At 30.8% G+C, this 6220-nt stretch carries 6 protein-coding genes and 1 tRNA gene; all 7 read right to left on the reverse strand.

Annotated elements, in window-relative coordinates; translation table 11 throughout:
* Positions 1–23 precede the first annotated feature (23 nt).
* Positions 24–97, reverse strand: a tRNA-Thr gene (locus tag ACH2BP_RS01245).
* 79 nt (positions 98–176) lie between these two features.
* Positions 177–443, reverse strand: a complete 267-nt coding sequence (locus tag ACH2BP_RS01250) for a hypothetical protein (protein ID WP_395056224.1) — start codon at positions 441–443, stop codon at positions 177–179.
* A gap of 83 nt (positions 444–526) precedes the next feature.
* Positions 527–1495, reverse strand: coding sequence for a type I phosphomannose isomerase catalytic subunit (locus ACH2BP_RS01255; RefSeq protein WP_395056226.1), 969 nt, complete (start codon positions 1493–1495; stop codon positions 527–529).
* A 117-nt stretch (positions 1496–1612) separates the two neighbouring features.
* Positions 1613–2071, reverse strand: coding sequence for a peroxiredoxin (locus tag ACH2BP_RS01260; protein WP_395056228.1), 459 nt, complete (start codon positions 2069–2071; stop codon positions 1613–1615).
* Complete coding sequence (locus tag ACH2BP_RS01265) at positions 2071–2481, reverse strand: 6-pyruvoyl trahydropterin synthase family protein (protein WP_395056230.1); 411 nt, start codon at positions 2479–2481, stop codon at positions 2071–2073. The genes ACH2BP_RS01260 and ACH2BP_RS01265 overlap by 1 nt, the downstream gene beginning before the upstream one ends.
* A 91-nt stretch (positions 2482–2572) precedes the next feature.
* Positions 2573–3100, reverse strand: coding sequence for an isopentenyl-diphosphate Delta-isomerase (gene idi / locus ACH2BP_RS01270; protein WP_395056232.1), 528 nt, complete (start codon positions 3098–3100; stop codon positions 2573–2575).
* Positions 3101–3411: 311 nt separating this feature from the next.
* On the reverse strand, positions 3412–5940 hold the full coding sequence (locus ACH2BP_RS01275; RefSeq protein WP_395056234.1) for a T9SS type A sorting domain-containing protein: 2529 nt from the start codon (positions 5938–5940) through the stop codon (positions 3412–3414).
* Positions 5941–6220: the final 280 nt, after the last annotated feature.

Consider the following 6220-nt stretch of genomic DNA (forward strand, 5'->3'; position numbering starts at 1 on the left):
TATCCAAAATAAATTGGAAAAAGAGCCGGCGGAGGGACTCGAACCCACGACCTGCTGATTACAAATCAGCTGCTCTAGCCAACTGAGCTACGCTGGCGACTTTAATTCTGGTGCAAATATAATTCTGAATTTCTAATTTCCAAAATAAATTAGCACTTTTTTGCAATTATTTTTAACTATAATGCGTTGATTTTTTCAACCATTTGATTTGCAACTTGTTCCAATTCTATATTGATTTGTTTGAAGTGTGCTTTTTTGTTTTCAACGTTTTTTGCGTTTACTTTTACAATTAAAGCGTCAAAAGCCGCAATAGCTTGATCAATTAAACCGTTTGTAGCATCAGTAGGTTTTCCTGAAGTTGTCATTTCGTACAAGTAAACTGCTTCAATAATATCTCCTAATACGTAGTTGATGTCTTTTTTTAAATTCTTAACGTTTGCCATTTTATTTTATTTTTTGAAATTTTATTATTCTGTTGAATGTTATAATTCGGGTGCAAAAGTACACATAATCTTTATAATATAGACTATGAAATGTAAATTTCTAATATAGATGCTTTTCCGACCAAAAAGTAATCAGAAATTACAGCAGGAATTAATACTGTTTCCCCCTTTTTATAGGATTGCTTTTCCTTCTTATATACCAAATCAAACTCGCCTTCGGTGCACATAAATACTTTAAATGAGTTCGAATTTTCTTTAAAAACCAATTCTCCATCGAGCGGAATAAAATTAGTCGTAAAATAAGGACAATTTACTGCTTCATTTGAAGTGTTTATTACTTTATCATACTTTTTATTAGCTTCGACTTTATTGTAGTTTATAGCTTCTAATGCTAAATCATTATGTAATTCTCTTGTGTTACCTTGTGCATCTTCCCTATCGAAATCATAAATACGATACGTAATATCAGATGTTTGCTGAATTTCAGCTATTACTATCCCTGCTCCTATTGCGTGTATTGTTCCTGTTTCAAGAAAAAACATATCTCCCTTTTTTACTGGAATTTCTTCTAGAATTGAAGTTAATGTTTTGTCTTCTAAATGTTTTAAATATTCCTTTGGCGATGATTTCTGTTTGAATCCTACAATTATTCTGGATTCTTCATCAGCTTGCATGACATACCACATTTCGGTTTTCCCGAAGGAATTGTGTTGTTTTTTCGCTAACTCATCATTAGGATGTACCTGTATTGATAGGTCTTCACGAGCATCTAGGAACTTAAACAATAAAGGGAATTCTTTACCAAATTGTTTGTAAACTTTTGTTCCTAATATTTCTTCGGGGTATTTTTCGAGTAATTCATTTAATGTTTTTCGTTGTAGAAAACCATTATTAACGATACTCACTTCACCAGAAACTGTAGATATTTCCCAGCTTTCTCCGGTAGTTTGCGAACTAATATCTTTTCCGAGAATTGATTGTAGCTTGGTTCCTCCCCAAATTCTTTCTTTTAGAATGGGTTCGAAAATAAGTGGATACAAATTTATACTCATAGATTATTTATTATATTACAAAAGTCTGAAAAAATTATTAAATAGCATTTATGGAGTTAAAATTCTTTTTGTTCTTTTGAACTCAGACAAGCTCAGAATGACAAAAGAACAAAAAAATTATTTTAATTTTTTAATTGCTTCGAGCGATTTCGGTATGTGTTGACTGGCGTCCATACTGTTGTAAACCATTTGCACGATCCCTTTTAAGTCAACCACATAAGTAACTCTTCCTGGAATTAACCCTAACATGACACTTGGTACGCCAAAAAGTTTTCTGATACTTTTGTCATTATCAGACAATAATATATAGGGCAATTTGTGATTTTGAGCGAATTTTTTGTGCGATTTCGAACTATCACCACTTATTCCGATGACTTCGGCTCCTGCATTTTTTATGTCTTCATATTCATCTCTAAACGAACAAGCTTGTTTTGTGCATCCTGGTGTTTCGTCTTTTGGATAAAAATAAATAACTAATGTTTTTTTGTGAAGTACAGATTCGATGTAAAAATCATTTCCGTCTTGGTCTTTTGCGCCAAATATGGGCATTTTATCACCTACTTTTATTGTTTGCATTATTCTCCTTTATAAGTTACAAAATTACGTGGTGTTTCGTATAATATGACTTCTAAGTCCATTTCTGGATTGATTTTTTTTCTGATTTTATTCCAAATTACAAGCACTATGTTTTCGGCAGTTGGGTTTAAATCCTGAAATTCTGGCACATCTAAATTTAAATTTTTATGATCAAATTTATCTTCTATCTCTTCTTTTATAATATCTGATAGCAACTTAACGTCCATTACATAACCTGTTTCTGGATCTATTTCACCTGTAACACTTACGATTAAGTCGTAATTGTGCCCGTGAAAATTTGGATTGTTACATTTTCCGAAAATTGCATCATTTTTTTCGAAAGTCCAATCTTTTCGATACAAACGATGTGCTGCATTAAAATGTGCTTTTCTGCTTATGGTTACTTTCATTTAATTTTAGATTTTAGATTTTAGATTTCTTAACAAGAAATCTAAAATTTTTATAATTTGTGAATATTCTTATAATTTCAATTCTGTAATATTAAATCCTATGATCTTCTAAATAATGATAAAATTCGTCGAAAATAATTTTGAACCAGACGGTATAAATATGCGGGTTTTGGCTCATATCATTTTTTACATCATCGATACTCATCCATTTCCAATTTTCAACTTCATCGTTGTTTATTATTGGTTCTTCATTATAATAACCAATCATAACGTGATCTAGTTCGTGCTCGGTAAGTCCGTTATCGAAAGGTGCTTTGTATATAAAATGAAATAACTCTTTTATTTCGGTTACAAAACCCATTTCTTCACGCAAACGACGCGTTCCGGCCTGAATGTTTGTTTCTCCTTCACGCTGATGACTGCAACAAGTATTTGTCCATAACAGCGGAGAATGGTATTTGTGGTGCGCTCGTTGTTGCAACATAATTTCGTTGTTGCTATTTAGTACAAAAACTGAAAACGCACGATGCAAAACTGCTTTTTCGTGTGCTTCGAGTTTTGGCATTAGCCCAATTTGCTCATCATTTTCGTTTACTAAAATTACGTTTTCTTCTGTCATGTTTATTTATTACGTGGTAAAAATACAAAAAAAGAAGGGATTATATAAAGGATTTTGAGTTTATGATAAGTTTAACTTGTGTTTGAAGATTTGAATTATTTTACCACAAAGCAAATGAATCATTGCAGAGTTTGCAAAAGAAAAAGTATATTTTTTGTCATTCCGACGAAGGAGGAATATCACTCGATTTAATTATGAGATTCCTCCTTCGTCGGACTCGAGCCTGAAAGTGCGAACTGGCGAAGCAATGACAATAAAACACAAAAAAAGCCCCACATTTCTGTGAGGCTTTCAAATAAATTATAAAAGTTTTAATTCTTTACAAACTTAGTATTTGAAGTTCCTTTATCAGAATTTATTTTGATGAAATAATTCCCTGTCGTTAAACTCGAAACATCGACCGTTTTTGTATTTTGTGCGTTTGGAATCACTAAAACCAATTGTCCTAAAGTATTGTAAATATTGATTGAACTTACTGAAATACTTTCTTTAGCAGAAATAGTCAAAACATCTGAAACTGGATTTGGATATACACTAAAATAGTTTGAAAACTCAAAATCTTGTACGCTCAAAGCAGCAATGGTTGTTGTAGCAGTATTGGTTACAATTGGAAAATTATAATCAAAATAAATACTCGCATTGTTGGTAAATGTATCACCAAGAACTAAAGTAGATTTGGTTTTAATTTTGAAAGCTACATAACCATCGTTATTAGCATCATCAAAAGGCAAGTTGATATTTTGGAAGATAAACTCTACTTTATTTCCTGCTGTAATATTAGTTACAAACGAATGACTTCCTTTTGTAGGAACAATCGAGTTGATATCAAATTTCGCAGTGTCAATCATATCTTTTACTACAATATTTTGTGCATTTGCCGTACCATTATTCTCGAAACGAATCATATAATGTAAATAATCGCCTACTTTTGTTGGTGTGATTGTTGCTCCTTCTAAACACGTTTTATCATTAGGGTCGTATGAATTTACAACCGTTTGATTGTATGCAAAAGTATTGTCATTTGGTAAATCGTCAGTAGCTGGTGATGTAATTGTAGCTGTATAATTTAAAATATCACCAGCATTTACTGCAGGAGTTTCTAGTGGAGAATTTACATTTAATGTTACTACAATTTCTCTAGTTTCAAATGGTACTAAATTAGTAAAAGCCCAAGATAAATTATTTACTGTTTGAGTTGAAGCTATAGGATTTGCTAGAACTAAATCTAAAACCGCGTCGTTAAAATCTAAATTGACAGTACCTGATTGTGTGGTATTTCCTTTGTTTTTATAAATGATTTTATATTTAGCATCAAAACCTGGTCTTGCTGATTGTAAAGGCAAAATAGCAATTTCTAAATCTGGGTGAATCCCATTTAAAGTAATACAAAAGTTTTGAGTAAAAGGACTGGTTTGTGTTGGAAAATCTACTACAACATTTGTTGGAAAAACTGCAAAATAAGTTGGATTTTCTAAAACCGGAGTAATGGTGTGTATTCCTGCTATAACTGGAATCGAATAACTTCCTGTTGCATTAGAAATGATACTTCCTGAATTTGTACCATCTGTGATATTGAATTTTAAATTCGGTACCCCTAAATCTAATACATCACAACCATTATTGCTTTCGTCGTATTTATTATTCCCTTGAATGGTGGAATATGTCCCTCCTGGAGTAAATGAACAATAAGTGTTTAGCGCACAATTTGCATAACCGTTTTCGGTAATCAAATTTTGAACTTGAGTTAGCTGGGAATCATCTGCACATATGTAATTTAAACTTGGGTCATTAGAAATGTCAATACTAGTTTCATTACTACCGTTTTTAAATAAAAGAGAGGTTAACATTGGAAGATTACCACAATATAATTCTTCAAGATAAGTCGAGTTTTTTAAATCTAAAGTGGTTAACGGATTACCGGAGCAAAAAAATGCAATAAGATAAGATGCATGACTCATATCTAAAGAAGACAGTTGATTATAAGCACAATAAAAAGACTCAACCCTATTTAAAATATTTTGATCTATAGAAGTTAGCTGATTATAAGAACAATAAAAAGTACCAAGATCTGTTAAACCCGTTAAATTTAAAGAGGAAATTTGATTATGTTCGATTACTAAATCAGATAAATTAAACAAATTACTAACATCCAAAGAAGTAAGTTGATTATATTGACAACCCAAACTCTGAAGATTAATTAAATTACTAACATTTAGTGTTGAAATAATGTTATTTCCACAATCTAAAACCCTCATATTTATAAGTCCAGTTAAATCTAATGAAGGTATTTGGTTATTTCTACAGACTAACGATTGAAGGTTTACCAACCCATTTAAATTTAATGAAGTAAGTAAATTTTTACTACAATCTAAATTTGTGCAATTTATTAATGCACTAACGTTTAACTGTGGAAGATTATTAGTAAAACAAATTAGCCTTACAAGATTGGTAAGATTACTAACATTTAAACTAGTCAATTGATTAAAAGGACAGTTTAAACTTTGAAGATTGGATAGATTACTAACATCCAAGCTAATCAATAAATTATTACCACAAGATAAATTTACAAGATTGGTAAAACTTTCTACTCCAGTCATATCTGAAATATTTGAATGTGAAATAGATAAGGAAAGCACTTGTAATGCCTCGCTTAATTCTATTTCTCCATTATTATTGACATCAATTTTAATAAAATTATAATTTAAATCTTGAGCAATTCGATTACTTGGATTGGAAGCCAACAACTTCGCCTTAAAATTTGCATCTGGAAAATTAATAATCTGAGCGTTAACACTCGTAAAAAGACATAAAGCAACAAAAAGAAAGTATAGTTTTTTCATTTGGGAAATTTAAGTGGCAAATATAATGAATAATGAATAATGAATTATTTAATAATCTTTTTTTAAAAAATAAATAATCTTTTGTCATTCCGAGGAACGAGGAATCTCATAAACAAAACGAGTGAGATTCCTCGTTCCTCGGAATGACAATATAGCAAAAAAAAAAAAACCATTTCGTTATGATAGACTGCACCCAAAATTTTGGACAAATTTATAATTAATTTTGATAATAATGAGCTCGATATTGTATTGGGCTCATTTTGTTTAAATTTGACTTTCT

Origin of the sequence: Flavobacterium sp., from assembly GCF_043756175.1 — a bacterium.
In the GTDB taxonomy this organism is placed as follows: Bacteria; Bacteroidota; Bacteroidia; order Flavobacteriales; family Flavobacteriaceae; genus Flavobacterium.